General features: G+C 74.7%; 23 protein-coding genes and 1 tRNA gene. 8 read left to right on the forward strand and 16 right to left on the reverse strand.

Annotation, left to right across the window (positions count from 1 at the left end; translation table 11 throughout):
• Positions 1-5 precede the first annotated feature (5 nt).
• The 3 genes from ACWIYF_RS26560 to ACWIYF_RS26570 all read right to left on the reverse strand — a co-directional run bounded on the left by ACWIYF_RS26560 (position 6) and on the right by ACWIYF_RS26570 (position 3,963).
• The gene (locus tag ACWIYF_RS26560; protein ID WP_448625823.1) at positions 6-2,432 is read right to left on the reverse strand and encodes a CHAT domain-containing protein; all 2,427 of its coding nucleotides are present in this window, start codon (positions 2,430-2,432) and stop codon (positions 6-8) included.
• Positions 2,433-2,600: 168 nt separating this feature from the next.
• Positions 2,601-2,689, reverse strand: a tRNA-Ser gene (locus tag ACWIYF_RS26565).
• Between the two features lie 71 nt (positions 2,690-2,760).
• On the reverse strand, positions 2,761-3,963 hold the full coding sequence (locus ACWIYF_RS26570; RefSeq protein ID WP_448625824.1) for an MFS transporter: 1,203 nt from the start codon (positions 3,961-3,963) through the stop codon (positions 2,761-2,763).
• Between the two features lie 107 nt (positions 3,964-4,070).
• On the opposite strand from ACWIYF_RS26570, the gene ACWIYF_RS26575 reads away from it, so the two are divergent.
• Together ACWIYF_RS26575 and ACWIYF_RS26580 are read left to right on the forward strand one after the other, a co-directional pair.
• Positions 4,071-4,610, forward strand: a complete 540-nt coding sequence (locus tag ACWIYF_RS26575; protein WP_448625825.1) for a CGNR zinc finger domain-containing protein — start codon at positions 4,071-4,073, stop codon at positions 4,608-4,610.
• A gap of 33 nt (positions 4,611-4,643) precedes the next feature.
• The gene (locus tag ACWIYF_RS26580; protein WP_448625826.1) at positions 4,644-6,077 is read left to right on the forward strand and encodes a phosphatase PAP2 family protein; all 1,434 of its coding nucleotides are present in this window, start codon (positions 4,644-4,646) and stop codon (positions 6,075-6,077) included.
• A 16-nt stretch (positions 6,078-6,093) separates the two neighbouring features.
• Here the strand turns inward: ACWIYF_RS26580 and ACWIYF_RS26585 are convergent, their stop codons facing one another.
• Genes ACWIYF_RS26585 through ACWIYF_RS26600 form a run of 4 tightly spaced genes read right to left on the reverse strand, consistent with a single transcriptional unit; the run spans position 6,094 to position 10,148 of the window.
• On the reverse strand, positions 6,094-7,299 hold the full coding sequence (locus tag ACWIYF_RS26585) for a hypothetical protein (RefSeq protein WP_448625827.1): 1,206 nt from the start codon (positions 7,297-7,299) through the stop codon (positions 6,094-6,096).
• Between the two features lie 7 nt (positions 7,300-7,306).
• The gene (locus tag ACWIYF_RS26590; RefSeq protein ID WP_448625828.1) at positions 7,307-7,726 is read right to left on the reverse strand and encodes a polysaccharide biosynthesis C-terminal domain-containing protein; all 420 of its coding nucleotides are present in this window, start codon (positions 7,724-7,726) and stop codon (positions 7,307-7,309) included.
• A gap of 51 nt (positions 7,727-7,777) precedes the next feature.
• Entirely contained in the window at positions 7,778-8,422 is a 645-nt protein-coding gene (locus ACWIYF_RS26595) for a hypothetical protein (RefSeq protein WP_448625829.1), read from the reverse strand.
• A 55-nt stretch (positions 8,423-8,477) separates the two neighbouring features.
• Positions 8,478-10,148 (reverse strand): alpha/beta hydrolase, encoded by a 1,671-nt coding sequence (locus tag ACWIYF_RS26600; RefSeq protein ID WP_448625830.1) that lies wholly within the window; start codon positions 10,146-10,148, stop codon positions 8,478-8,480.
• Between the two features lie 268 nt (positions 10,149-10,416).
• Between ACWIYF_RS26600 and ACWIYF_RS26605 the strand changes: the two genes are divergently transcribed.
• The 3 genes from ACWIYF_RS26605 to ACWIYF_RS26615 all read left to right on the forward strand — a co-directional run bounded on the left by ACWIYF_RS26605 (position 10,417) and on the right by ACWIYF_RS26615 (position 13,230).
• Positions 10,417-11,490 carry a glycosyltransferase gene (locus ACWIYF_RS26605; RefSeq protein ID WP_448625831.1) on the forward strand — a complete coding sequence of 358 codons (1,074 nt, stop codon included), beginning with the start codon at positions 10,417-10,419 and terminating at the stop codon, positions 11,488-11,490.
• Positions 11,491-11,608: 118 nt separating this feature from the next.
• Complete coding sequence (locus ACWIYF_RS26610; protein ID WP_448625832.1) at positions 11,609-12,187, forward strand: DoxX family protein; 579 nt, start codon at positions 11,609-11,611, stop codon at positions 12,185-12,187.
• Positions 12,184-13,230 carry a PHP domain-containing protein gene (locus ACWIYF_RS26615; RefSeq protein WP_448628802.1) on the forward strand — a complete coding sequence of 349 codons (1,047 nt, stop codon included), beginning with the start codon at positions 12,184-12,186 and terminating at the stop codon, positions 13,228-13,230. Before ACWIYF_RS26610 ends, ACWIYF_RS26615 begins: the two co-directional genes overlap by 4 nt.
• On the opposite strand, the gene ACWIYF_RS26620 is transcribed toward ACWIYF_RS26615, so the two are convergent.
• The 6 genes from ACWIYF_RS26620 to ACWIYF_RS26645 all read right to left on the reverse strand — a co-directional run bounded on the left by ACWIYF_RS26620 (position 13,211) and on the right by ACWIYF_RS26645 (position 19,168).
• A complete protein-coding gene (locus ACWIYF_RS26620; protein ID WP_448625833.1) occupies positions 13,211-14,122 on the reverse strand; it encodes a hypothetical protein in 912 nt (303 codons plus the stop codon). The two genes, ACWIYF_RS26615 and ACWIYF_RS26620, sit on opposite strands and share 20 nt — an antisense overlap.
• Positions 14,119-15,225, reverse strand: coding sequence for a GNAT family N-acetyltransferase (locus ACWIYF_RS26625; RefSeq protein WP_448625834.1), 1,107 nt, complete (start codon positions 15,223-15,225; stop codon positions 14,119-14,121). The genes ACWIYF_RS26620 and ACWIYF_RS26625 overlap by 4 nt, the downstream gene beginning before the upstream one ends.
• Positions 15,222-16,379 carry a GNAT family N-acetyltransferase gene (locus ACWIYF_RS26630; RefSeq protein ID WP_448625835.1) on the reverse strand — a complete coding sequence of 386 codons (1,158 nt, stop codon included), beginning with the start codon at positions 16,377-16,379 and terminating at the stop codon, positions 15,222-15,224. The genes ACWIYF_RS26625 and ACWIYF_RS26630 overlap by 4 nt, the downstream gene beginning before the upstream one ends.
• A 148-nt stretch (positions 16,380-16,527) precedes the next feature.
• Entirely contained in the window at positions 16,528-17,682 is a 1,155-nt protein-coding gene (locus tag ACWIYF_RS26635; protein WP_448625836.1) for a hypothetical protein, read from the reverse strand.
• A gap of 161 nt (positions 17,683-17,843) precedes the next feature.
• The gene (locus ACWIYF_RS26640; protein WP_448625837.1) at positions 17,844-18,458 is read right to left on the reverse strand and encodes a hypothetical protein; all 615 of its coding nucleotides are present in this window, start codon (positions 18,456-18,458) and stop codon (positions 17,844-17,846) included.
• 17 nt (positions 18,459-18,475) lie between these two features.
• Positions 18,476-19,168: a hypothetical protein gene (locus ACWIYF_RS26645; protein WP_448625838.1), complete on the reverse strand. Its 693-nt coding sequence runs from the start codon at positions 19,166-19,168 to the stop codon at positions 18,476-18,478.
• A 224-nt stretch (positions 19,169-19,392) separates the two neighbouring features.
• Here ACWIYF_RS26645 and ACWIYF_RS26650 point away from each other — a divergent pair, with 224 nt between their 5' ends.
• Genes ACWIYF_RS26650 through ACWIYF_RS26660 form a run of 3 tightly spaced genes read left to right on the forward strand, consistent with a single transcriptional unit; the run spans position 19,393 to position 22,924 of the window.
• Positions 19,393-20,775 carry an O-antigen ligase family protein gene (locus ACWIYF_RS26650; RefSeq protein ID WP_448625839.1) on the forward strand — a complete coding sequence of 461 codons (1,383 nt, stop codon included), beginning with the start codon at positions 19,393-19,395 and terminating at the stop codon, positions 20,773-20,775.
• A complete protein-coding gene (locus tag ACWIYF_RS26655; RefSeq protein ID WP_448625840.1) occupies positions 20,772-21,677 on the forward strand; it encodes a hypothetical protein in 906 nt (301 codons plus the stop codon). The genes ACWIYF_RS26650 and ACWIYF_RS26655 overlap by 4 nt, the downstream gene beginning before the upstream one ends.
• Positions 21,674-22,924 carry a hypothetical protein gene (locus tag ACWIYF_RS26660; RefSeq protein WP_448625841.1) on the forward strand — a complete coding sequence of 417 codons (1,251 nt, stop codon included), beginning with the start codon at positions 21,674-21,676 and terminating at the stop codon, positions 22,922-22,924. The genes ACWIYF_RS26655 and ACWIYF_RS26660 overlap by 4 nt, the downstream gene beginning before the upstream one ends.
• Positions 22,925-23,006: 82 nt before the next feature.
• Here ACWIYF_RS26660 and ACWIYF_RS26665 read toward each other — a convergent pair whose 3' ends face one another.
• From ACWIYF_RS26665 to ACWIYF_RS26675, 3 genes are all read right to left on the reverse strand, one after another.
• A complete protein-coding gene (locus tag ACWIYF_RS26665) occupies positions 23,007-23,744 on the reverse strand; it encodes a polysaccharide deacetylase family protein (protein WP_448625842.1) in 738 nt (245 codons plus the stop codon).
• Between the two features lie 14 nt (positions 23,745-23,758).
• Positions 23,759-24,988 carry a GNAT family N-acetyltransferase gene (locus ACWIYF_RS26670; protein WP_448625843.1) on the reverse strand — a complete coding sequence of 410 codons (1,230 nt, stop codon included), beginning with the start codon at positions 24,986-24,988 and terminating at the stop codon, positions 23,759-23,761.
• Between the two features lie 74 nt (positions 24,989-25,062).
• Positions 25,063-26,274, reverse strand: a complete 1,212-nt coding sequence (locus ACWIYF_RS26675; protein ID WP_448625844.1) for a cytochrome P450 — start codon at positions 26,272-26,274, stop codon at positions 25,063-25,065.
• Positions 26,275-26,289 lie beyond the last annotated feature (15 nt).

A 26,289-nucleotide genomic window follows, 5' to 3' on the forward strand; every position in this document is an offset into this window, starting at 1 on the left:
CGCGGTCAGCCCGCGCGGCGCACCAGGGCCGGAGAGACGGCGGTGTCCCCGTCGCAGTGCACGGCGTAGATGAGCCCGAGCGGGTTGCGGTGCTGGGTGACGAATTCCTGGCAGAGCGCGCGCACGATCTCGCCGAGCGGCTCAGCGTCGAGGAAGCGGTCGAAGAACCGCCCCGCCCACTCCTCGGCGAACAGGGCGGGGATCTTGCACTCGGTGCCGATGACGCCGCGCGCGCCCTTGGCCATGAAGTAGGGCACGAAGCCGTCGTAGAACAGCGGGCTGAGCTCGGAGGACTCGCAGGCGTTGACGAACACCAGCGGGTTGCCGGCGAGCGCCGTCTCCGTCGGCGCCTCGCGGTAGAGGTCGGCGAGGGTCAGGGCGCCGTCGCCGAACTCGACGGAGGAGGCGCGGATCCCGCCGGCGTCCCGGGGCCCTTTCGCCGTGGCGTGGCAGTACAGGTAGAAGACCTGGTCGGCGCAGTCCTGCGCGGCCAGGGCGGCGAGCACCTCGGCCTTCCGGCTGCGGCCGATGACCCGGAGGTTCGACCGGCTGGTCGACGTGGCCTGCCACCAGTCCTGCTGGTCGGCGACGAACCGAGCCTGCATCTGCTGGTCGATCGCGGTGTTGAGGTTGAGGCTGACCGACAGCTCCGGGCTGTCGCTGGCGATCGAGGTGACCACCTCGGGGAAGCCGTTGCCGAACGGGATGCGCTCCATGACGCAGCGCATGCCGAGGAAGTTCTCCCAGCGCAGCTCCGCCCCGGCCTTCACCTCGCCGAGGTAGATCAGCGGCCACGGCACGGGGACGTCGCGCGAGACGATCTGCAGCTTCAGCGGCGCGCCGTCCTGCAGGGCGACCTCTCGCAGGCCCCGGCCGATGTTCTTCGCGTCCTCGCCGGCCGCCGGGTGCCAGAAGAGCCGCTGGAACAGGTCGGCTCCGGCGAAGGCGAGGGTCTGCAGGGCGAACTGCTCGGCGGCCTCGGGGACGTCGAGGCCGTCGCTGAACGGGTAGCCGGTGCCCTCGCGGTGGTTCACGACCTGCATGAGGGCCGCCCGGACCTGCTCGGCGGCGTCGGCGAGCTCCTCGTCCTTGATCGGCAGCTCGGCGTAGCGCGCCGTCCGGCCCGTGACGACGCAGGTGTAGCCACCGTTGCGTCCCGGGCTCAGCTGGAGCGACAGCTCCCGGGGCCCGCGCAGCTCCCCCGCGACCACCTGCCGGCCCACAGAGGTGAACTCGACCGGCTGCGTCGTCTGCTGCCCGACCGGGAGGGTGATCGTCAGCCGGTGGATGAAGTTCCCCTCCCGGTGCAGGGTCGCGATGATCGTCCCCGGCCCCTCGTGCAGCGGGACGATGTCGAACCTCGCCTTGTTCAGCGAGCGCCCGGTCCGCGGCACCCGCAGCGGCCGGCTCTGCTCGGAGACCTCGAAGTCCTTGGTGTCGAGCTGGACGGTGAGCTCGACGACGGCCTGGTCGCTGTCGGGGGCGAACAGCTGCGCATCCGCGACCGAGGCGCCGGCTATGGCGTCCGGGGGCGGCTCCGGGGCGATGGCCAGGGCCACGGTGTAGCCCTGGCCGACCTCGAGGGGCTGGTCGCGGTCGTGGTCCTCCAGCTCGCCGTAGAACACCCGCCCGTCCTGGCGCGCCACCGGCTCGGGCGTGGCCTCGTCGGCCGGCGTCCTCGGGGCCGGAACCGGCGACGCCGCGGGGGTTGACGGCGGCAGGACGACGGGGGCCGGCGGGGTGCCCGTCTCCGCGGGCGAGAGCGTTCGGGGCCCCTCCTCGACGGACTCCTCCGCGGACGCCGGCCAGTCCGGTGCCGCCTCCGGGGCGACCTCCACCATGGCCTCGGAGAAGCCCAGGTCCCCGCTCTCGGCGGGTCCCTGCTCCGCGAACGACGGCGGCGACGCGTGCAGCACCACCGCGCGCGGGCCCTCGGAGGCCACGACCGCGAAGTCGCGGACGTCGGTCGCGGTGGTCTCGAGCGCGGCGACCAGCGGAGCCGCCGTGGCGTCGGCGGCGAACCACGCGGTGAGCGAGACGTCGCCGGAGCGCCCGAGCATCCAGCCGAGCGCCCGGGCCCCGGCCGGCGCGAGCGCCGCGGCGGGCCCGTCCGGACCGAACGCGCGCCAGGCCTCCGCCACCGCGGTCGGGTCGGGATGCGCGCCGGGGACCAGGTGCTCGATCAGCGCGACGCACTCGTCGAGCAGCTCACCGGGATCACGGACGCCCTCGGCCAGCGCCGTGGCCAGCCGGCGGACCAGGTCGGTGGCGAACGCGGACCCCTCGCCGCCGCTGAGCGCGCCGAGGTCGCCGACGTCGATCGTCGGGACCGGCGAGCCCGGCCACTCCTCCAGGACCCGTCTCGCCGAGGCCAGCGCCGAGGAGTCCTCGGACGCCTCCCTCGGTCGTGGTCCGCTGTCCGGCGTCGTCATGTCCGCCCCCACTCGGCCGAGTGGGGCGACGATCCGGAGCGGCCGGCGCGGGCGGCAAGGGGCGCGTGAGCGACGCGGACCGGGCAGTGCCGTTCGGTCGGCGCGTCAGCCCCGTCCGTGACCGGACGATGGCGCGCCGAGCAGCGTGACGGCGCTGCCCGGCAGGGGCGGAGGCTCCGGGATTTGAACCCGGGATGGGGGTTAACCCAAACCGCATTAGCAGTGCGGCGCCATAGACCGGACTAGGCGAAGCCTCCTGGAAGCCCGAGCGGGCCACCGCGACGCAGGTTACCAGCGAGCCGCCGCCGTCCCCCAGCCGCCTCGGCGGTCAGGCGGCCACCGGCTGACGGTCCACCGCCACCGACGGACGGCGACCCGGCACCAGCGTCACCGCCACGGCCAGCGCCGCGCCGACGGCGGCCAGCACCAGCGAGGCGGACACCCCCAGCGACGTCTCGATCAGCGCCCCGCCGACGGCGGCCCCGATCGCCGAGGCGCCGAACGCGATCGTCGACAGCCAGGTGAACGCCTCGGTGGTGGCGTGCGCCGGCGCGATGGAGCCGACCAGCGAGCTCTGCACGGTCAGCGTCGGGGCGATCGCCGTCCCCCCGAGGAACAGCAGGGCGCCGAGCACCAGCGGGCTGGACACCGTGGCCAGCGGGGCGAGGCCGATGGTCACGCCGAGCAGCCCCCAGCGGTACTGCCGGGGCAGCGAGACGCTGACCACGCGGGCGCCGAACCACAGGCCGCCGGCGACCGAGCCCAGCGACCACACGGCCAGGAGGACGCCGGACATGCCGGGCGCGCCGGCCGCGTCGGCGAACGCCGGGACGGCGACCTCGAGCGCGCCGAAGCCGAGCATCAGCGCCGAGCCGCTGACCAGGACCCGCGGCATCCCCGGGGCGAGCACCGTCGAGAGCATGCCCCCGGACCGCTCGGCCGGGGGCGCCCAGCCGCGCATCGCGCCGCAGGTCGCGATCGCCACGGCGCCGGAAACGGCCAGCGCGCCGGCGACGCCGACCGCGATCGCCGGGGTGGCGAGCACGGTGAGCGCGGCGACCGTCGTCGGGCCGGCGACGAAGACGAGCTCGGTGAAGGTCGCGTCGAGCGCGTACGCGGTGCCCCGCACGGTGGGGTCGACCCGTGACCACAGCGCCCGGACGGTGCCGGACACCAGCGGCGTCGACGTCCCGGCCGCGAACGACGCGGCGACGATCGCCTGCACCGGTGCCCCGCCGAGGACGACGGCGACGAGCAGGCCGAGCAGCACCGGGTAGGCCACCGACTGCGCGAGCAGGACCCGCCGCGGGCCGCGCTGGTCGGCCAGCCGCCCGAGGATCGGCGCCATGAGCGCCATGGCGATGCCGTGGGTGGCCGACGCCAGGCCGGCGATCGCGTAGGAACCGGTCTGCTGCTGCACCATGAGCAGCAGCGCCAGCGGCACCATCGCGGACGGCAACCGGCCGGCGAAGCCGGCCACCAGGAGCACCGGGGCGGAGGGCAGCCGCCAGACGGTCAGGTACGCACGCACGGTAGAGCTCGTTTCGCAGAACTTGCCGGGAAGGAATTCGTAGGGGCCAACTCGATGTTCACCACCTACGCAGGCTCGACGGTATCCAGCAGCGGGTAGGGAGTCAAATGGACTACGACACCTACGGGTCAAGTGCCGTCGAGTTGGCCATCGATCTGGCGAACGCCGAGCTCGGGACCCCGGAGACCTTTCTCACATCCCACGCCGAGTGGTTCTCGCCCGGCATCACCCTGGAACTGACCGGCCGGGACGCGGCGAAGGTGCGCGAGACGGCGCAGCTGATCCGCGCGGTCGCCGTCGCGGAGTCGCAGCCCGAGGTGATCGACCGGCTCAACGAGCTGCTCGCGCTGGCCCGGCCGCGGCCCTACGCCACCGACCACGACGGCGAGCTGCACCTGCACTACGCCAGCGCCGACGCCCCGGTGCTCGAGCAGCTGACGACGACGGTGGCGATGGGCCTGTCCCAGGTGGTGGTCCAGCACGGGTGGCAGCGGCTGGGCGTCTGCTCGGCCGAGGGCTGCGACAACGTGTACGTCGACACCTCGCGCAACGCCAGCCGCCGGTACTGCTCCAACACCTGCGCCAGCCGCTCGACGGTGGCCGCCTACCGCGCCCGCAGCCGGAGCGGAGGAGATTCGCCGCGGTAACGCGCACGGATCTCCTCCGCTAGCGTCCCGCGCATGCCTCACCCGCGGACGTGGGACGCGCGCCTGCACGCGCTCGTCGGCGCGCTGCCCGCCTCGCCGGCCGACCGCTGGCTGCGCCGGCTTTCGATCGCGGCCAACCACGGCCGCCTCTGGCTGGTGCTCGCCGTCCTGCTGGGGCTGAAGAAGGGGTCGCTCCGGCGCGGTGCCCTCCGCGGGGTCGGCTCCCTGAGCGTGTCGAGCCTGCTCGTCAACCTCGTCCTCAAGCGGCTGTTCGGGCGGGTGCGGCCGGACATCGCCAACCTGCGCGCCGACCGGAAGCTCCCCCGCTCACCGGTCACCGAGTCCTTCCCCAGCGGGCACTCGGCGTCGGCGGCGGCGTTCGTCACCGGCGTCGCGATGGAGAACACCCTGGCCGGGGCGGCCCTCGCACCGGTCGCCGCCGCGGTCGGCTACTCCCGCGTGCACGTCGGCGTCCACTACCCGGGGGACGTCGTCGCGGGCTTCCTCGTCGGGGGCGCAGTGGCCACGGCCAGCGAGCGATGGTGGCGGGTCCGGCCGAAGACGCCGGCGCGGGTCCGTCCCGCACACGAGGCCCCGGCGCTGCGCGAGGGCGAGGGCCTGGTCGTCGCGGTCAACCCGCGGTCGGGCACCGACGAGTACGACCCGGCCAAGGACGTCCTGCGGCTGCTCCCCCGCGCGCAGGTCCACGAGATCACCGAGCAGCACGGCGTGACCGAGCTGCTGCAGGACGCCACCCGCGACGGCGCCCGGGCCCTCGGCGTCGCCGGCGGCGACGGCAGCGTCGCGGCCGCCGCGGCTGTGGCGCTCGAGCACGGGCTGCCGCTGGCCGTCGTCCCCGCCGGCACGCTCAACCACTTCGCGCGGGACGTCGGCGTCGACACCCCCGAGGACGCCGCCGAGGCGGTGACCTCCGGCCGGGGCGTGCAGGTCGACGTCGCCGAGGTCAACGGCACGCCGTTCCTCAACACCGCGAGCATCGGCGCCTATCCGGAGATGGTCGCCCGCCGCGACCGCTTGGCCCGGCGCATGGGCAAGTGGACGGCGATGACGGTCGCGGTGGCGCAGGTGCTGCGCCGCGGGACGCCGGTGTCGATCGTGCTGAACGGCCGCCCGCTCAAGGTCTGGATCCTGTTCGTCGGCAACTGCTGCTACACCCCGCGCGGGCTCTCCCCGGCCTGGCGTCCGCGGCTGGAGGACGGCCTGCTCGACGTCCAGTACCTGCGCGCCGACGTGCGGTTCAGCCGCACACGGGCGGTGCTGGGCAGCCTGTTCGGCATCAGCGACCGCAGCTCCGGCTACGAGCAGCTGCAGGTGGAGTCGCTCGACGTCGTCTCCCGCTCGGGCCCGCAGCAGGTGGCCTTCGACGGCGAGACCGGCGAGACGACGACCGAGTTCCGCTTCCGCAAGGGCGCGCACCTCACCGTCTACTGCTGCCGCACCGACTGACCCCGCCCCCGCACGGTCAGTCGGGAACCAGTGAATCCAGCACGGACCGCATCTCCGCGTGCCCGCGACCGGACGCAGGCTTCCCGAACGTGTACAGGAACGGCCACTGCTCGCCGGTGTACGAGGCCGGCACGAAGCCGAGTCGCTCTGCGATGGGGGCACCGACTTCCTGGAAGAGCCCCACGAGGAGGCCCAGCGCCCCCAGAGCACTGAGTTGGCCAGTGGCCAGAACCTCGCCGACGCCGCCCACGAACGAGGCGCGGCCGGCAACCTCCAGGGCCCGACGCAAGGCACCCGGCGGGCCGTCCTGCAGTTCGCCCTTGTCGAAGTCGTGCTGGACACGTCGAAGGACAGCACCCCTCACGTCCGTCGCCCCGACCGCGACCAGTTCCGCAAAGATCTCGCCGACCCACCCTGCGAGCTGCCGATGGCCCTCACCGTCCATGAAGTCACGCAGCGAAGTCCGCCGGGCGGCATCCAGGTGCTCCAGCAGGCGCAGGATCTCGCGGGTGAACTCCGCCAGCTCCGCATCGGACAGCGTCCGGCCGATAGAAGGCGTGCGTGGAATGGCGCTCCCGAGCCGATCCTGGGTCAACTCCGCCATGAGCGTGACGAAGCGGCTCTCCCGCGGCTGCAAGAGGAACGGCGCCTGCGACTGCGCCTCGGCGACCGCATTGACGTGGTTGTACGCATCGCGCAGCACTTGAAATGCGAGCGTGTCAGGCCTGCCTGTGAGCTTGTCGGCTGCCTCCAGCACGCCCACGGGGATCTCGGCGCGCCGCTCGGCGTCAGTGACCATGGCCGTGATCAGCTCGACCAGCCTGCCGTTTTCCTCGAGTTCCCTCTCAGCGAACTCCTTCCCTCCCTCGGGCTCCGCGATGATGACCCGACGCTCGGAAACGGGACAGAACTGGTCGCCGACCGCCATCGTCCGCAGCGCCTTGTCGAGGTAGTCGTCCCAGCTCGCCCCAACCCAGGACGCGTCTCTCCGCTGCTCGCGCCCGAGCAGCCAGTGCTCGCGGCCGATGACCTTGATCAGGCCCCGGTCGACGTAATCGAGGAAGTCGTGAGGGGGCACTCGGCAGGAGGGCTGCGCTAGAAATGCGCTCGACGGGGCCCACAGTACGAGCGGCGAGCTGACCGCGATCATCCGGTGCAGGTTTGCGTATCCCTCCACCCCGTACTCGCTGACGTGGCAGAAAGTGCGGAAGGACGCCACCACGTAGCCCTCACCGCGCCACGAGGCGCGGAATCGCGTCCCGCGATTCGGGATCCGAATCGTGGCGGTCGTAGGGCGCGTCGCTTGCGGACACGATCCAGAGATCTTCTCGGCCGTCGTTCCGCACGGCGTGCGACCAGTTCAGTGGGGGGATGACAGCGACCGCCCCGGTCCCCGTGTAGCGGTTCTCGCGGCGATCCGTCCCGGGGCCGGTATCCCAGTGCAACGACCAGGCGTCCCGGTAGATGACGGCGATGAGCTCGCCTCGTCGCGAGTGGTAGTGGTTACCCCGGACGTGCCCTGGCTTGATCGCTGCGATGTGCAGGTCCTGGACCGGTCCGATCGCAGACAACTGCTCCTGGACGACCGAGAAGCTGATCCCACGGTCGTCGCTCGAGTCGGCCAGCGGCTCGACCCTGATGTCCTCCACGCTGCCGCCCTTCCCGCGATCAGTCGCTGCCCAAGGCGACGGTCTCACGGCCTACTGCTGCCGCACCGACTGACCCCGCCGGCGCACGGTCACGACCAGCACCAACGCCGACAGCGCCTCACCCAGCTCCTCGACGAACGTGCTCGCGGCATGGGTCAACGCACCGGCGGAGGTCTGGACGGCGGCGGCGAGAAAGGTGACCGCGTCCAGCCCGATCGCCGCCCCGGCGTAGAGCGCCAGCGCGCCGACCACCGGCCCGGTGGCCGCCACGCCCCAGCGCCGCCCGAGCACCCACAGCAGCACCAGCGCGGCGACGGCGAGCCCGACGCTGCCCACCAGCGTGAGCACGGCGGAGTCGGCCTTGGCCACCGAGTGGGCGCTGACCAACTTCAGCAGCGCGAGGACGGCCCCGGCCGCGGCGATCGCCGTCCACCAGAGCCGGTGGCGGCCGGCGGCCCGGCGCGCCGTCCCCCAGGCGAGGACGGCGGTGGCGACGAACATCGCCGTCGTCACCAGCCGCGGCAGGCCGCCCAGGGCCTCGAGGTCGAGCAGCCGCGCCGCCGGCCCGCCGCACCGGCCGAAGGCGGCACAGCGGATCCGCACGAGGAAGCCGGCACCGAACAGACCGACGAGCGCCAGCGCCGAGCCGTGGACCCACCAGCCCCGGCGCCGTCCCGGCGGCGCGTCGGTCTGCATCGCTCGATCATCCGGGGCGCAGCCCGCTACCGGGACGTGGGCTGCGCCACTACCGCTAGTTCCGGCTGGCGAGGGGGAGGGTGAACCGCCCCTGGACCCCGAGGACGGAGGTGGAGGCAGAGGTGGCGGTCGCCCCCGCCGCCGGCACCGGGGTCGGCGCCGCGAAGGGCACGTCCTGGCTGCACACGGTGCCGGGCGCCGGCAGCGTGAGGTCGACCAGGTAGGCCTCCGTGGCGGTGTCGATGCAGGCCGAGTTGCCGCCGTAGGCGGTGTGCCCGTCGCCGTCCATCGTCAGCAGCCGGGCGTTGCCGAGCTGGGCGGTCAGCTGCTGGGCCCACTGGTACGGCGTCGCCGGGTCGTAGGTGTTGCCGATGACCAGCGGCGTCGGCGAGCCGCCCGGCACGGTCCACGGGCCGCCGAAGGCGTCCCCGTCGTGCACCGGCCACAGGGAGAAGCTCACGTCCGGGTAGCCGGTGTTCCACCAGAAGTGCTGGAACGTCGCCCAGGAGTCGGCTCCCTGGTCGAGGTAGAAGTCGACGTCCCCGAGGAACTCCTGCTCGGAGCCGGCGATCGTGAAGAAGCGGTCGGAGCCGGGGTCGAAGGTGCCGTCCGGCAGGCGCCCGTAGAACGCCTCGTCGACGGCCGCGCGCATCGCCGAGCCGTCGCCGGCCGCGGTCTGCGCCAGGATCGCGGCGAGGTCGCCCCAGAACTGCTTGGCGTACATCGCGATCACCGTGACGGCGCGGATGTCGTCGCCGTCGACCGGCCGCGGGTCGGGTGCGTAGTTGGGCGCCGGGATCGGGTTGGCCTCCGCCGCCTCGACCAGGTTGTCGTACGCCAGCCGCGGGTCGGCCCCGCCGAAGCCGGAGCACGCGACCTGGTCGGCTGCGCACGCCTCGAGGAAGTGGGAGAACGCCCGCTCGAACCCTTCGGTCTGCTCGAAGCCCAGCGCCGACGTGTCGTGGATCCACTCCTGCGGGTCGACGGCGCCGTCGAGGACCAGCGCGCGGTAGCGGTCGGGGAAGAGCGTGGCGTAGGTGCTGCCCAGGAACGTGCCGTAGGAGAACCCGAGGTAGGTCAGCTGCGGGTCACCCACGGCCGCGCGCAGCGCGTCGAGGTCGCGGGCCACGTTCGCCGTCGAGACGTGCGCGAGGATCTCGCCGTTCGTGGCCAGGCAGGCGTCGACGTAGGCCTGCGACTTCGCCACGAAGGCCGGGACGTCGATGTCCAGCGGGGTCGGGAACGGCTGCGAGGCCAGGCCGATCGCCTCCTGGTCGACGCGGCAGTCGATGGACGGCGTGCTCTGCCCGACACCGCGCGGGTCGAAGGCGACGAGGTCGAAGCGCTGGTTGAGCGTGGCCAGGAAGCCCGCGCCCGCTGCCTGCAGGAAGTCCACGGACGACGCGCCGGGCCCGCCGAAGTTGAAGAACAGCGAGCCGATCCGGTTGGCCTGGTCGACGGCCGGCACCCGGGCGACGGCGATCTGCACCTGCGCGCCGCCGGGATCGTCGTAGTCGAGCGGCAGGCCGGCCGTGGCGCACTCCACGCCCGCCGCCGTCCCCTCCGCGGTGGTGCCGCACGGCGCGAAGGTCAGTGTCGGGACGACGGTCGAGGGATCGACCACCGCCCGCGCCGCGGTCGTGCTCAGCACGACGAGCAACAGCGCCAGCACGGGGACGACGACACCGCGGCGAAGAGGGGTGGGGATCGGCCTGCTGTCGGACATGGGCGGGGTCCCTTGTCTCAGGCGCTGTCTGTGCGCGTGCTGTCAGCCTGCGGTGGGCAGCCAACCTCCGCTCGGTGAACGAGGCAACATTTCGTGACGGAGCGGTCCGGCTCTGCCCCCACCCGACGGCCGGTCGATCCGGATGCGTGACCGCGCCATCCCGGATCCGTGAGCACGCCGGGTACGGGCGGACGCCCGTGTCCCCCGTTCGGAGGCCCCGCCCCCGTGACCCGGCCGGGACGGCGGGGCCGGCTGGGAGGATGCCGGCGTGAAGGTGCTGCACGTGATCACCGGCCTGGCCGCGGGCGGCGCGGAGACGCAGCTGCGGCTGCTGATCGCGCACAGCCGGCACGACGCCGAGGTGGTCGCGCTGTACAACGCCGGGTCGGTCGCGGCGCAGCTGCGCGCGGACGGCGTTCGGGTCACCGACCTGGGCATGCGCAGCAACAAGGAGCTCGGCGCGGTCCTGCGGCTCGCCGCGCTCATGCGCCGCGGGAACTACGACGTCGTCCACACCCACCTCTACCGGGCGTGCCTCTACGGCCGGCTCGCCGCCCGGCTGGCCGGCATCCGCAACGTCGTCGCCACCGAGCACTCGCTGCTCGACGACCAGCTGGAGGGCCGGCCGGCCACCCGCGGCGTGCGGCTGCTCTACCGCGCCGGCGAGCGGCTGGGCCGGGTGACGATCGCCGTCTCCGACGCCGTCCGGGCCAACCTGCTGCGCTGGGGCATCGCGCCCGAGCGCGTGGTCACGGTCCCGAACGGGCTGGACCTCGCCGCGCTGGCCTTCGACGCCGACGCGCGGGCGGCGGTGCGCGCCGGCCTCGGCATCCCCGCGGACGCCGCGGTCATCGGCGCGGTCGGCCGGCTGCACCCCGGCAAGCGGTTCGACGTCCTGCTGCGGGCCCTGGCCGAGCAGCTGCGCGGCGGCCGGCACCTGCTGGTGGTCGGCGAGGGCGCCGAGCGGGAGACGCTCGAGCGGCTGGCCGCCGACCTCGGCGTCACGGAGAACGTGCACCTCGTCGGCGAGCAGCCGATCGCGCCGCATCTCTCCGCGATGGACCTGCTGGTCTCGCCGTCCCGCTACGAGACGTTCGGCCTCGCCGTCCTGGAGGGCCTCGCCGCCGGGCTGCCCGTCCTGTACCGGCGCTGCCCCGGCCTCGACGAGCTGGCCGCGCCGCCGCCGGCCGCCGTCCCCCTGCCCGACGACGACGCGGAGCTCCCCCGCCTCGTCGACAAGGCCCTCGCGGCGCCGCCCGCGACCCGTGCGTGCCCCGACGAGCTGCGCCCCCTCGGCATGACCGCCGTCGCCGCGCGGGTGGACGCGGTCTACGGATCCTGAGGCGACAGCAGGGGGTAGCCCCCGCCGCTACGGTCGCCACCAGGGGATTGTCGCGGGCGGGTGCTGGGAAGCAGGGTCGGCGACGATCATGAGCTCCACCGAGGGAAGAAGGTCCACCATGTTGGTCCGCCGGATCGCCCGGCCGCTGCTCGCCGCCTCGTTCGTCTACGGCGGCATCGAGACCCTGCGCAATCCGCAGAGCCGGGTGGCCGGCGCGCGACCGGTCGTCGAGAAGGTGACCGAGACGGCGGACAAGCAACTGCCCGTGCAGGTCCCCCGGGACGTCGAGCAGTGGGTCAAGGCCAACGCCGGCGTGCACGTCGCCGCCGGCTCGCTGCTCGCGCTGGGCCGGCTCCCCCGGCTCTCGGCTACGGCCCTGGCGGTGAGCGTCGTCCCGACCACCCTCGCCGGGCACCGGTTCTGGGAGAAGGACGGCGCCGAGCGGACCGGCCAGCTCATCCACTTCCTGAAGAACCTCGGCCTGCTCGGCGGGCTGCTGATCGCCGCCGTCGACACCGAGGGCAAGCCGTCGGTCGGCTGGCGGGCCCGGCGCGCCGCCCGCAGGACCGCCGACGTCACCGAGAAGCAGCTGACCAAGGCCCAGAAGAAGGCCGCGAAGGTGCAGAAGAAGGCCGCCAAGCAGGCCAAGGCCGCCCGCAAGGAGGCCAAGAAGCAGGCGAAGAAGGTCACCTCCTGACCGCTCCCGACCCCGCGGGCGCGCTCCGGAGGATCGCCTTCCTCCTGGAGCGCGCCCGCGAGCCCAGCTACCGGGTGCAGGCGTTCCGGTCCGCGGCCGCCGTCGTCGACGCGATGGACGACGCCGAACTGGAACGGCGGATCCGCACGAACACCCTCAAGGACCTCAAGGGCATCGGCCCGAAGACGGCGGCGGTCATCGTCCAGGCCGCCAAGGGCCAGGTGCCGGACTACCTCACCGGGCTCGAGGAGAAGTTCGCCGACCTCGTCCCGCTCGCCGACGACGTCGCCGAGTTCCGGGCGATGCTGCGCGGTGATCTGCACACGCACTCGGACTGGTCCGACGGCGGCAGCCCGATCCGCGAGATGGCGGAGGCGGCGATCGCTCTCGGCCACGAGTACCTGGCGCTGACCGACCACTCCCCCCGGCTGACCGTCGCCAACGGGCTGACGCCGGAGCGGCTGGAGCGGCAGCTGGACGTCGTCGCCGCGCTGAACGAGGAGCTGGCGCCGTTCCGGATCCTCACCGGCATCGAGGTGGACATCAACGTCGACGGCTCGCTGGACCAGACCGACGAGCTGCTCGGCCGGCTCGACGTCGTCGTGGCCAGCGTGCACTCCGACCTGCGCGCCGACGCCGCGAGCATGACCGAACGCATGATCCGGGCCATCGCCGACCCGCACACCGACGTCCTCGGGCACTGCACCGGCCGGCTGGTGATCGGACGCCGGCAGCGCAACGGCACCCAGCGGCCGCGGCCGGAGTCGCAGTTCGACGCCGAGGCCGTGTTCGCCGCCTGCGTCGAGTTCGGCACCGCGGTCGAGATCAACTCCCGCCCGGAGCGGCTGGACCCGCCGCGCCGGCTGCTGCGCCTGGCCGTCGAGACCGGCTGCGAGTTCGCGATCGACACCGACGCGCACGCGCCCGGTCAGCTGGACTGGCAGGGCAACGGCTGCGAGCGCGCCGTCGAGTGCGGCGTCGACCCCGAGAAGGTGGTCAACACCTGGACGGCCGACGAGCTGCTCAGCTGGACGGCGAGCTGACCGCCGGGGCGGCCGACAGCGCCTCGCGGAGCCGCCGCCGGCGGTTGTGCGCACCCAGCAGCACCCCGCGGGCCAGGGTCACCGCCAGGCGGGGCCGGCGCAGCGCGGACGACAGCTTGAAGGCCAGGCCCGGCGTCCCGTACGCGACGTAGAAGCGCACCGGGGCGCGGCGCTGCGCGGCCAGCCGCAGCAGCGCCGCGGCCGGCAGCCCGAGGAGCAGCTCGACCTCGGCCGAGGACGGACCCCCGTCCAGCACCCGGCCGAGCAGGACCGCGTCGTGCCCGGCGAGACCCACGGGCGTGCCGCCGGCGGTCAGCCGCGCCACCAGGTCCGCGTAGGCCGCGCGCATCGACTCCTCCCCCTGCGCGCCCCCGCCGGGCGTGCTGTCGGCCCACTGGCCCTTGACCACGCGCGCCGACAGGCCGTCGAGGGCCGCGGCGTCCGCCGCGCTCCGGGCCCAGCGCGCGGGCAGGGCGACCCCGGCGTCCGCGCCCAGGTCGCGGGCCGCCCGCGCCAGCTGCAGCGTCCGGTCGGCGTCCTCCGGCGCGTGCGAGTCGAACACCAGGCCCACGCCGGCGGCACGGGCGGCCTCGGCGAGGCGGGCGACCGCGTCCGGATCGAAGCCCAGCACCGGCGCCTTGACCGCCACCTGCGGCCGCCCCGGCCAGCCGGCCAGCTCGGCGATGCAGGCGCGCAGCTCGGCCTCGACCGTCGCGCGCGCCTCCTCGGGGGCGTTCCAGAAGGCGACGGTGACCGCGAACCCGCAGGCCACCAGGCGGCCGGCCACGTCGAGCGCGTGCCTGCGGGTGGGCCCGGCCATGAAGGCCCGCCCGGCCCGCCGGATCACCGGCGACAGGAGCGCGAGCAGCACCCGGCGGACGACGGCGGTCACGCCTCCTCCGGGCGACCGCGCAGGCGGCGCAGGCGGGCGGCCACGGCGCGGGCGACCCGGGGCGACAGCTCGGCAGCCACGGCCGCGGCCGCCGGCAGGCTCCAGAGCGAGAGCGGGTAGGCGTGCACCTCGACACACGGGCGCACCGACGTCGACCACATCGCCGTCCACGGCTCCTCGACGCCCAGCAGCTCGAACGACTCGAGGCCGCGCCCGGCGGCCCAGGCGACGGTGTGCAGCATGAGCAGCGTGCCCGGGGAGCAGCGGGCGAACTCCTCGACGTAGCCGATCTTGAAGACGCTGTACCGGCCGCCGTACTCGGCACCCAGCTGCATGGCCACCGGCCGGCCGTCGATGCGCAGGACGGCGAAGCGGATCGCCTTCTCCTCGGCCGCCAGCCGGCTGTAGCGCCGGTAGTACTCCCGCAGCCGGGGCTGCGCGGCCAGCGAGGTGCCGGCGCGGGTCTTCCAGCCGGCCGCCTCGACCGTCACGAACTCCTCGAACAGCCGCTCGGCACCCTCCGGTGTCGCGGGTTCCTCGACGCTGAGCTCCACCTCGCCGAACGTCGAAGCGCGCCGCCGGGCCGCCCGGAAGTCCTGCCGGCGCTTGGCGCTGAAGTGCGACTCCGGGGCCTGCCAGCTCTCCTCGAGCGCGATCGTCGGGGTGCCCTTGGTCGGGCGGGCCAGCACGAGCGCCCGGCCGCGGCAACTGCGGCGCAGGGCGGGCAGCAGCGGCGAGTCGGCGGGCAGCCGCTTCAGGCGCAGCGGCAGCCGGCGACGGGCGAGGACGTCGGCCACCGGCGCCAGCGCCGCCTCGTCGGCGAACCGGGCATCGGTCGGCTCCAGCATCTCGCGCACGCCGAGCGTCTCCAGGAACCACGGCCGGCGTCGGGACCGCACCAGGGGGACGACGGCGTCGGGCGCTGCGGCGTCCCCGCTCACGGCGACCGCCAGGCGGTGGTCGCCGCCGTACACGGCCAGCCACGCCCGCACCCAGGCGCTGCTGCCGACCGGGCCGGTCGGGGCGGGCAGCCGGTCCCAGCCGGGTGCCGAGGCGAGCACCTCCTCGGCGCCGGTGAGCAGGCGCGCCTCCCGGCCGGTCACGCCGGACGCCCGGGTGACAGCCGGTCGCGGACCTGGCGCAGCCAGGGCGCCCGCTGCCGGGCGATCCGCAGCGCGGCCGCCCGCCCGTCGACCGCATGCAGGTAAGGCCACGCACCGGGGGAACCAGGCCGGCTGAGCAGCAGCCGCTCGTTGGGAACCGTCTCGGGACGCCAGCGCAGCTTGTAGTCCTCGGTGCCGCGAAGCATCGAATACCGCGGCAGACCGGCGGCCCGCGCGAGCTCCAGGTCGTGGCTCACCTGCAACGACGCGACGTCGATCAGCCCCTTCAGCCGCGGCGAGATCCCGGCGAGGTAGTAGCCGAGGAGATCGTGGGACAGGACGTCGAGCTGGCAGCCGAGGACCTCGCCGCCGAGGCTGTAGACCACCACGACAGCCGAGCCGTCGGCGACCATCCGCGGAACCGCCTCGGTGAGGTGCGCGGCGAACCGGTCACTCAGGTGCTCGGGGTCGATCCCCCGCCCGGTCCACTGCTCCGCGTGCAGGCGAAGCAGCGTGGCGACGGCGTCAGCGACCTCCTCCACCGGCAGCGTCGTCGCCTCCACGCCGCTGGCGTCGAGTTTGCGCAGCTTGCGGCGGAGCACGTTGGCGGTCTTGCTGGGCACGCGGGCGAGCAGCTCCGGCAGCGGGAGGGCGGGCAGCTCCAGCACCGTGTCGGACCGGCGGCGGGTGACCCGGCCCGGCCAGTCGGCGGCCCAGCGCAGCGCAGCGCCGCGCGGCTGCACCTGCGGCAGGTCGACCAGGCACCACCCCGGCTCGTCGAGCAGCGCGCCGGTCAGCGTCCGGATCGCCGACTCGGCGCCACCGGCGACGAGCACGTCTGTGAAGTCGCTCAACCGCCCGCCCAGCGGCGCGAGGATCGGCCACGGCCCGCGGCGGACCAGGTGCAGCGGCGCCGCCGCCACGAGCCGGCCGCCGTCGCGCACCAGGGCCACGCGCAGCCGGCCGGGCCGGCAGTAGACGCGGGCCCACGCCGCGAGCCACGCGTGGGACTGGAACGGCGTCGCCGTCGGGGACGCGGCGTGCAGTGCCGCCCAGTCCGCCGCCAGGGCGTCGAATGCGGCCTGGTCCCGGACGATCTCGGTGCTCAGCCTCGCCCCCGCCACCGGCCGCTCGGCCGAGGCTGTGTCGGTCAACGAACCCTCCTCCACGCAAGCCGTCGCCGCAGCGAACGGACGTCTCTGTCACCCTGCCCCGGAGTGGCGGGGATCGACGGCGCCCGGCAGGACGGATCACCCGTTCGGGCGCCCGGTGCAGACGGCGTCGCGTCCGCCGTCCGTGTGATCAGTTCCGGAGCGTCGCCGTCGTCCGGCGGAGCGCGTCCTCGCTGGGCGTGCCCTCGACGGCGAAGCCCTCACCGGAGTAGACGGTGAAGGCGCGGACCCAGCTCCAGGAGGCGGCCTGCCGGAGCGCCTCCGACAGGTACTCCGAGCGCTCCGGCTCGGCCACGTAGTACCAGTTGCCCGGCGTGGTGTCGTAGCCGAACTCGCCGATCACCACGTCGCGCCAGATGCCCTCGTCGGCGTGGACCTGCTCGCGCAGGCGGTCCAGGCCGAGGAAGGTCATGTCCTTGACGCCGAACTGCGTGGTCACGTCGTGCTGGCCCGAGACGACCCGCGGGTCATAGCCCGCGCCCTGCTCACCCGCGTAGGGGTGGACGCCGAGCTGGTCGTAGAAGAACCCGTTCTCGGCGTTGCCGCCGCGCTCGGCCAGGGCCTGGCTGAGCGCGTGCATGTAGCCGAGGTCGTTGTTGCTGAGGACGCCGCCGATGAGGGTCACGTCGGGGTCGACGTCCTGGACGGCCGTCCACACGGCCTTGAGCAGGTCGGCGTACTGGCCGGGGTCCGGCCCCTGCTCCCACGCGTCGACGAGGTTCGGCTCGTTCCAGACCTCGTAGCCCTCGATCTCGGTGCCGAACCGCGCCACCATCTGGGCGAACAGCCCGGCCCACTCCTCGGCGCCCTCGCCGGTCGGGCCGTACCAGGTGCCGCGGTCGTCGATCCAGGACGGCGTGCTGTTGACGTGCAGGTACACCCGCAGCCCCCGCTCCCGGGCCCGCTCGACCAGCGGCTCGAGGGGCGCGGTGGTGCACTGCCGGGTCGGGCACAGCCAGCTCATGTCGGCGGTCACCCGGATGCCGGTGGCCCCGAAGTCGACGGCGGCGTCCACCTCGGCGACCGCGCTCTCGGGGGTCTGCAGCCCGGAGGCGACCTGCCCGCCGACCGGGCTGACCGGCAGCACCATGACGTTCGCGCCGTCCTGGGGCGGCGTGGGAGCGAGCTCGTCGTCGCCGCTGCCCGCGGTGGCCACCACGGCGGCGGCCCCGCCGGCCACCGCGACGGCGAGGGCGGCGGCCACCCACCGGCCGCGACGGCGGCGGGGCGCTGCTGTGTGGGCGCCCATCAGCCCGGGGTCCGCTGCCGCGTCGGGTCGGCGCACGCGCGGTCGGGCTCCCCGCTCGCCCGCATGCGCACCTCCAGCTCCGCGGCCGGTCGCCGGTTCCAGGGGATCCGCCCAGGTGGCGGGCCTCTCGACGGCCGCGACCCTACCCGCGGATCGGCCCGGGCCGGTCGGCCGGGCGCGCGGACCCCGTGGAGCACTCACGCGTCCCGGCGCCCGCGCGCCCGTGCGGGCACCGTCGCGGCCAGGACGACGGCCAGGACGACGCCCACGCCGGCTCCGCCCGCGGGCACCGCCCACGCCGGGGTGGTCGCGGTGCCGGGCACCGTCGGCTCGGCCACCACGGTGGCGTCGAACGGCGGGAACGGCCCCACGTCGGTCAGCGCGTCGGCCACCGCGGCGGCGATCCGCTGCGCCGTCTCACCGTCGGTCGCGCTGCCCGTCACGCTGATGATGGGGGCGTCGGGCGCGGCGATGACCCGCACGAACTGCTGCGGGTCGGCCGCCGCGTCGTCCAGCCCGGCGTCGCGCAGCGGCTCGCCCACCACGCCCGGCTCGGTCGCCAGGCGGGCCAGCGCCTGTGCCGCGCGCGACACGTTGACCGGGTCGGTGGCGGTCGAGGAGGAGACGGTGAGGATGGCCGTCGACCGGTACACCGGCTCCACCACCCGGCCGGCGCCGAACCCGGCGACCAGGCCGAGGACGATCCCGACGGCGACCCACCAGCTGCGCCGGAGCAGCAGCCGGACGCCGGGCAGGCCGCCGCGGAGCGGCGGCGCGTCGACCGGATCGGCGGCAGCCGTCTCCCGGTCCACCGTCGCCGTGCCCGTGCTCAGCGCCCGGCCGATCGCGAGCGCCGGCGCCGGACGATGCCCTGCGCGACGACCAGGCCGACGACGGCGCCGACCGCCGCGGCCGCGGCCACGATGAGCGGGGTCACCAGGGCGGCCCCCTCGGCCGGGGCGACCGCGTCGGCGACCTGCCGGAGCCCGTAGCCGGGCACCGGGCTGCGGTCGTCCTCGGCGAGCAGCTGCGCGGCGACCGCGTTCGCCCAGTCCGCGGACCGGTCGGGGTCCTCCGTGACCGCGGTGACCGTGATCACCGGGGCGTTGGGGGCCTGCGTCAGGGTGACGGCGGAGGCCAGCGTCTCGCCGCTGACGCCCAGGTCGCCGGCCGCCTGCAGGAGGACGGCGTCGGAGCTGCCGACCTCGGTCCAGATGCCGGCCACCGGGATCGACACCTCGTCCGCCGGGTCGTCCGGCAGCACCGCGACCAGCGCGTCGGCGGTGTAGGTGGGCGGCGTGGTGGCGCCGACCGCGAACGCCGCCCCGCCGAACAGGGCCGCGCCGAGCAGCGGCAGCACGATCAGCCACACCCATGCCCGGCTGCGCCGGCGGGGGACCACGGCGGGGCTGCGTGCCGGGGGCTCCGCGTCAGGGGCCGGGGCAGGGCGCGCGGCAGCCGTCGCCGTGCCCCCCGCGGTCGGGGCCGTCGGCGCGATGTCGGTGTTCGCCTTGCTCGCCACGCCGCGATGGTAGGTAGCCGACCTGGGAGTTGTCGGCCCACCACACCAACGAGTGACCGAGGTCGCCCCGGAGTGCTCCGCACGGGACAGGTCGCCGACCGGCTGGCAGACTGCCTGCGACAGCACCGCATCGAGGCGGCGAAACGGCTCCTCGGCGAGTCGACGCGCGCACCTGACCCGAGGGCGCCTCCCGCGACGACGCCGACTTCTTGGCCAGGTGGGTGATGGTTGTTCTGCAGACGGCGGCGCCCCGCCGGTCCTTCCGCCTGTCCGACGTCCCCGCCGTCCTGGCCCGGCCGGGCACGTGGGTGGCGGCCGCGGTGCTGCTCCTGGCGCTCGCCCCGGCCGAGGACGCCTCCGCCACCGCGGCGGTCAGCCCCAGCGACCTGGCGATCGTCGTCGCCGCGCTGTGCGCCGTCCGCCAGATCCTGCGGTCCGAGCGGCTGCGCATGGTCCGCAGCGTCCCGGCGCTCGGGTTCTTCGCCATCGCGCTGATGAGCCTGGTCGCGGCGGCACTCGCCACGAACTTCCCGCAGAACCTCGTCGGCGGCATCCGCTTCGTCGAGCTGTTCCTGTTCGCCCCGGTCGCGGTGATGGTGGCGCTGCGCACCCGCGCGGACGCCGTCGTCGTGGTCGGGTCGCTGCTGGGGCTGGGGCTGGTCGAGGGGCTGCTCGGGCTGTTCCAGTACGCGACGGGCACCGGCGCCGGGATCGGTGAGGAGAGCATCCGCGCCGTGGGCACGTTCGGGGCCTACAACATCGGCACGCTGTCGCACCTCACGGCGATGAGCTACGTCATCTGCCTGGCGGTGGCCGTCGTCCGGCGGGGTGCCGGGCGCTGGTGGGGCGCGGCCGGCGCGGTGTTCTTCGTCGTGGCCAACGCGGCGACCCTGAGCCGCGGGGCGTGGGTGGCGATGGCGCTGGCCACCGTCGTGGTGGTCAGCCGGGGCCGGCCGGTCCGGCTGCTGGCGACCGTCGGTGCCGCGGCGCTGGCCGCGGCCCTGATCGTTCCGCCGCTGGTCTCGAGCGGATCGGCGATCGGCACCCGGCTGGAGAGCCTGCTGTCCGCGGACTCCGCACCCGACCAGTCGCTGCTCGACCGCGAGGCGCTGTGGCGGGGCGCGCTGCAGATGGCGCTGGACCACCCGTTCACCGGCGTCGGGCCGCGGGCGTTCCCCGACTTCCGCGACGCCTACGCCGACTTCAGCCTGCTCGGCTCCAGCGACATCTCGTTCGGCTCGACCTTCGAGCGGGTGGAGCTCAAGTCGCCGCACAGCCTCTACCTGCTGATCGCCGGCGAGCAGGGCCTGCTCGCGCTGCTCGTGTTCGTCACCGTGCTCGCCGTCCTGCTGGCCCGCGGGCTGGCCCGCGCGGCACGGCCGCGGTCGGACCTGTCGACGACGGTCACGCTCATGGGCGTCGGCGTGCTCGCCTACGAGCTCGTCGCGATGGTGACCGGCGACCTGGGCGGGCCCGGATCGATCCTCACCGGCGTCGCGCTCGGCCTGTCCGGCTGGGCAGCGGCCGACCTCGACCTGCTCCGGCCGGCACGGGCGGTCCCGGACGCCGCCCCCGCCGTCCGCACCTCTGCCGGGAGTCCTTCGTGATCAACGTCCTCGTCGTCTGCCCCAGCGTCACGGAGGCCCACGCCGCGCGCTTCTGCGCCGCCGTGTCCGCGGCGATGGCGAAGGGCGCCGACCTGCGCGCGGTCCTCGTCGCCAACCACGCCTCGGTGCAGGCGCTGGCCGCCGAGTGGCCCGACGTCGTGGTCCCCGGGACGAACGCCGGCTTCGCGGTGAGCATCAACCAGGGCGCCGCGGCCGGCGGGGAGTTCCGCTGGCTGGTCGTCGCCAACGACGACATGGACTACGAGGCCGACACCTTCGTGCGGATGGCGGAGTTCCTGGCCGGCGAGACCGCCGAGGAGCACCGGCTGATCCGCCTCGCCCGGGAGCTGCCCTGGCGGCGGATTCCGGGTCCGGCCGGGGTCTTCGCGAACCTCTCGATGATCGAGCAGATCGCGTTCGGCCTCGGCGGCCTCCCGGACACCGCGACGCAGTCCCCCGACGACCCGCGCCTGTACGCGCCGCTGAGCCTCGTGGCGATCAGCGCCCCTCTGTGGGAGGCCGTCGCCGGCCTGGAGGAGTCGCTGCCGTTCTGCTACGAGGACGCGTGGTTCGGCCGGGTGGCCCAGGCCTCCGGAGTCCGGCTCGACAGCCACGACCTCGACGTGCACCACCTGATCGCGGCGAGCACCCGCTCGCGCGTCGACGTCGTGCTGCCGGTGATCACCTGGTCCGCGTTCGTCTACCTCGAACTGCTCGGGGTGCGGCCGTTCCTGGCCCGCGCGCTGTGCCTCGCCGCGCTGCTGGTGCGCACCCCGCTGTCCCTGATCGGCAGCGCGCACCGCGGCAAGCACCTGCGCGGGATCCGCGACTCGGCCCGGGCGCTGCTGACCGGCCGCAAGCCCAGCCTGCCCGCGCCCGGCTCGCCGGCCCTGACCGGATGACCACCGGCGTGCAGGGCGAGGCCGACGCACCGGTCACCCGGCTCGACCGGTTCCGCGCGATCCCGGTCCGGCGACTGGCCGGCTTCCTGGGGCTGCCACTGATCTCGGCGATCGCGCCGTTCCTCGTGCTGCCGGTCCTGCTCGGCTACGTCGGCACCGAGGCGTGGGCGGGGATCGCCATCGGGCAGTCGATCGGTACCGGGGCGTCCACGCTGGTGCTGCTGGGCTGGACGGTCGTGGGCCCGTCCCTCGTGGCCGAGGCCCCCGGCCGGCAGCGGGAGCTGTACACCGAGAGCCTGATCTCCCGGCTCACCGTCTTCACCGTGGCGGCGCCCGCCGCGACGGCGCTGGCCGCGGTCCTGGCGCCGTCCTCCGCCCGGCTGGAGGCGGGGCTGATGGCGCTCGCCTCGGCGATGCTGGGGCTGTCCGCGGCCTGGTTCTTCGTGGGCACCGGGCGGCCCGGCGCCATCGCCCGGTACGACACCGTGCCCCGCGTCGTGGCCACCGCCGCGGCCGCGCTGCTCGTGGCCTGGCGCCCGGAGGCCTGGCTCTACCCCGCTGCGCTGATCGTCGCGTACACCGTCATGGCGGTCGCGGTCACGGCCCGATACGGGCAGCGGACCGAGCTGGCCCCGCTGCGGACGACGGCGCGCGTGGTCCGCCAGCAGTGGGCGGCCGTGGGGGTGTCGGTGCAGGCCGCGCTCAACACCATCCTGCCGATGGCGCTGCTGGCCGCGGTGGCCCCGGGCGTGGTCGCCGCCTACGCCGCCCTCGACCGGGTCACCAAGTTCGTGGTCTTCGCGCTCAACCCGGTCGGGCTGGCGTTCCAGGGATGGGTCTCCGAGCCCACCGATCACCCGGCCCAGCGGCGGCGGACGGCGTTCGCGATCACCACCGGCGTCGGGGTGCTGCTGGCCGCCGGATTCCTCGTGACCGCGCACCTGCTGCTGCGGGTGCTCTTCGCCGCGAAGATCGAGGTCCCCGACGTCGCGGTGGTCTTCGCCGCGGTCTCCATCGTGTGCGTGGCACTGGGCACGACGCTGGGGTTCCACCACCTCGTGCCGCTGAAGATGAGCGGCTGGATGGCCCTCTCGACGACGATCAGCATCGTCGTGGCCTCCGCCGGGATGGCGCTGCTGGCTCCCCGCTACGCGGTGCCCGGCGCCGCGCTCGCCGTGATGCTGGCGGAGATCGCCGTCGTCACCACCCAGTCGCTGGCCCTGGTGACCCGCCGCCGCAAGGGGTGAGCCCGCGCAACAGTGAGCGCCCGCGGCGCATTCTCAGCGCAGGACTGCGCCATTCCCGTACATCGTCGAGGCGCCGGAAGTCTCAGGACGCCGCGGCGCGGGCCCGGGCGCGGACGACGTGCCGCACGAACTTGGCCTCCAGCCGCAGGCCGGTGTCCTGCTGCCCGACGTAGAACCGCGGGATGGCGTGCCGGCGCGGGCGGGTGTGGTCGTCGGTGACGCAGGCGTAGTCGTAGCCGGCGTCCACGACCGCCTGGACCGCCGCGTCGTCGAAGGACCCGTAGGGGAAGCAGAAGCCCGGCACGTCGGCGCCGAGGACGTCGGCCAGGACGGCGCGGCTGTGCGCGATCTCCCGCGCCAGGACCTCGGGCCCCACCGCGGCCAGCCGCACGTGGGTGCTGCTGTGGCTGCCGACCTCGTGCCCGGCCGCGGCCGCGGCGCGGACGTCGTCGGCGGTCATGAGCGGCTGGCTCGGCGGCTGGTCCCAGTCGCTGGCGCCGCCCAGCTTGTCCGCGACGATGTAGACGCTGGCGGTCATGCCGTGGCGGGCGAGCAGCGGCATCGCGTGCTCGACGAAGTCCCGGTAGCCGTCGTCGAAGGTGAGCGCGACCAGCCGCGCGGCGTCCCCGCGGTCCACCGCGGCCAGCCATTCCGCGACCGAGACACCGCGCAGCCGGCGCCGCCGCAGCCAGGTCAGCTGCTGGTCCAGCCGGTCGGGGTGCACCCGCAGGGCGTGCGGGTCGGGGCCGGTCGCCGGGCTGATCGAGTGGTACATCAGCACCCGGGGGGCGCGCGGGAGCGGCGTGCCGGCGGGATCCATGGCCGGGTCCTTTCTCAGCCGGCGCGCCGGGCGGCCGCTGCGCGGTCCTCCGGGCTCGCCTGGTCAGCCGAACGGGGGCCGCCGGCCACGGTCGCGCGGACGGCGGCGATCCGCTGCGGCAGCGAGCGCACCCACGGGGCGCGCCGCTTGGCGACGCCCACCGCCCGCGCGCGCAGCAGGACGGCGGCGGCGTACGGGTACGCGGCCGCCGTCCGGCCGAGCACGAGGCGCCGGCTGACCCGCGGCACGGGCTTCCAGCGGTCCTTGTGCTCCTCCCGGCCGCGCAGCATGGAGAGGACCGAGAGCCCCGCCCGCGCCGTGATCCGCAGATCGTCGCGCAGCAGGAACGGGAAGAAGTCCATCTTCTTGTAGACCGCCGGCCGCACGCCCACCAGGTAGCCGCCGGTCATGTCGTGGCCCACCAGGGCGAGCTTGACCCCGACCACCTCACCGTCGAGCCGGAAGCGGCTCAGCACCGCCTGCCCGTCCCGGATCATGCGCCCGAGGGCCTCGGTGAGGTGCTGGGCGAACCGGGGCCGCAGGTGCTCGGGGTTGACGCCCCGCCCCTCCCACTGCTCCGCGTGCAGCCGGATCATCTCCGCGACGCCCTCGGCGACCTCCTCAGGCGGCACGTCGACCATCTCGATCCCGAGCGCATCGGCGCGGCGCAGCCGCCGGCGCACCTCGCTCGCGCGCTTCGACGGGAACTGCGCCAGCAGCTCCTCGAAGCTGCCGGCGTGCACCTCCATGCAGGTCGACGCCGGCAGCGACCAGCGCGGCCCGTGCCAGCCGTCGAGCAGCAGCTCCGCGGCCGCGCCGGGTCGTGCCTCGGGCAGGTCGACGACGTCCCAGCCGCCGGCGGCCTCCAGCGCCGTGCGCAAGGCCGCCACCACGCCCGGCACCTGCTCGGGCGTCAGCAGGTCCTCGGCGACGAGGACGTCGGTGAAGTCGGAGATCGCGCCGCCCAGCGGGGCGAGCACGCGCACCGGCCCGCGCCGGCGCAGGTGCAGGGGTGCCGCGGCGACCAGCCTGCCCTCGCCGTCCCGGACGACGGCCACCCGCAGCGGACGCCGGCCGCCGTAGGCGCGCCACCACGCGTCCAGCCACGCATGGGCCTGGAAGGGGGTGGCGCGGGGCGCGGCCCGGTAGAGGGCGTCCCACTCCGCGGCCAGGGCGGTGAAACCGTCGCCGTCCCGGATCACCTCCGCGCGGACATGCCCGTCCAGCGGCGCCGCCTGTTCCACCCCGTGCTCCGATCCCTGTCTGCCGACCCGGCGGGGCGCCGCTGCGCTCGACGGGGTTCCGTTCCGGTCCAGTCTCACAGGCTTCCCACGTCGAAGGACAGTCGCCTGATCCGGTTGTCGAAGTTCGACGGTACGAGCTCCGGCTCCCCCACCGGCCGGATGCCGGGCGCGCGGGTGAGCAGCTCGCGGAACAGGAGGCGCAGCTCGGTGCGCGCGAGGGAGGCGCCGAGGCAGTAGTGCGGGCCGGTGCCGCCGAACGCGAGGTGCGGGTTGGGCCGCCGGGTGATGTCGAAGGACTGGGGGTCGGTGAAGACCGCCTCGTCGCGGTTCGCCGAGGCGTAGAGCAGCAGCACGGTGTCGCCGCGGCGGAGGCGGGCGCCGCGCCACTCGCAGTCGCGGGTGACGTTCCGGCGGAACTGCACGATCGGCGTGGCGCACCGCAGCATCTCCTCCACCGCGCCCGGCAGGTGCGCGTCGAGGTCGGAGAGCAACAGGGCGCGCTGGTCGGGGTGCTCGCCGAGCAGCCGCAGCCCGTGGGCGACCGCGTTGCGGGTGGTCTCGATGCCGGCGATGAGCAGCAGGGAGAAGAAGGAGCCGAGCTGCCGGCCGCCGAGGTCGGCGGCGACCAGGCTGGAGACGAGGTCCCCGGTCGGACGGCGGCGCCGCTGGGCGCCGATGCGGCGCACGAGCAGGTGCATCCGGGCCAGCGCGGCGAGGTTGCGGCCGGGCATCCGCAGCCGCGGTCGGGCGTCGCCCTCGACCCCGATCAGCTCGGTGGACCCGGTGACCTGGTCGAGCACCATCCGCCGGCGCTGCGGGGGGATGCCCATCATCTCGCAGATGACGTGGGTGGGCAGGGGTGCGGCGGCGACCGAGACGAAGTCCCCGGTCCCCCGCCGGAGGACGTCGTCCACGATCTCCGTGGCGATCCGCTGGACGGACTCCTCGATCAGCGCCACCCGCCGCGCGGTGAACGCCTGCTGCACGACCCGGCGCAGCTCGGCGTGCCGGCGGCCGTCCATGTTCACCATCGAGTCCCCGAACACCGCGCGCACCCAGCGCTCCGGCGGCGGCGTGGTCACGCTCGGCTCGCTGCTGAACAGGTCCGGGGTCGTGCTGGCGGCGACGACATCGGCGTGCCGGACGAGGGCGTGGAAGCCGCCGTCCGGGCCGGGGAAGAACTGCGGCCGGTCCAGCCGGCGCAGCTCGGCGAAGGCGGCGTGCTGCTCCTCGGCCGGGCGCGCCCAGAAGGCCGGGTCGGCGAGGTCGACGGACACCGTGGTCACCGTCGCACACCCCCG

The organism is Geodermatophilus sp. URMC 64 (assembly GCF_053502555.1).